Here is a 557-nt window from a genome sequence, read left to right on the forward strand (position 1 = left end):
ATGAATTTATCCATAAAAATTGCCAGTTCCTTTTTGTGTCCGCTACGCCCAATAAGTTAGAATTAGAGCTTTCTAAAAAGAATGTCGCTGAGCAAATCATTCGCCCTACAGGGCTTTTAGACCCTAAGTTTGAAGTGCGAGACAGCGATAAGCAAGTCCAGGATTTATTTGATGAAATCAAGTTGGTGGTGGCTAGAGATGAAAGGGTGCTTATCACCACGCTCACTAAAAAAATGGCAGAAGAATTGTGCAAATATTATGCTGAATGGGGCTTGAAGGTGCGTTACATGCATAGTGAAATTGATGCGATTGAAAGAAATCACATCATCCGCTCTTTAAGGCTTAAAGAATTTGACATTTTAATAGGGATCAATCTTTTAAGAGAAGGGCTGGATTTGCCTGAAGTCTCTTTAGTAGCGATCATGGATGCGGATAAAGAAGGGTTTTTAAGGAGTGAAACAAGCCTCATTCAAACCATGGGACGAGCCGCTAGAAACGCCAATGGCAAGGTTTTATTATACGCTAAAAAAATCACCCAAAGCATGCAAAAAGCCTTT

Annotated in this window: 1 protein-coding gene; it reads left to right on the forward strand. The window is 39.9% G+C overall.

Annotated features, from left to right (window positions below; translation table 11 throughout):
- On the forward strand, window positions 1-557 hold a 557-nt coding region (locus IEY73_RS34810; protein WP_268240516.1), incomplete at both ends, for a helicase-related protein.

The organism is Mangrovihabitans endophyticus (assembly GCF_014646155.1).
Classification (GTDB): domain Bacteria; phylum Actinomycetota; class Actinomycetes; order Mycobacteriales; family Micromonosporaceae; genus Actinoplanes; species Actinoplanes endophyticus.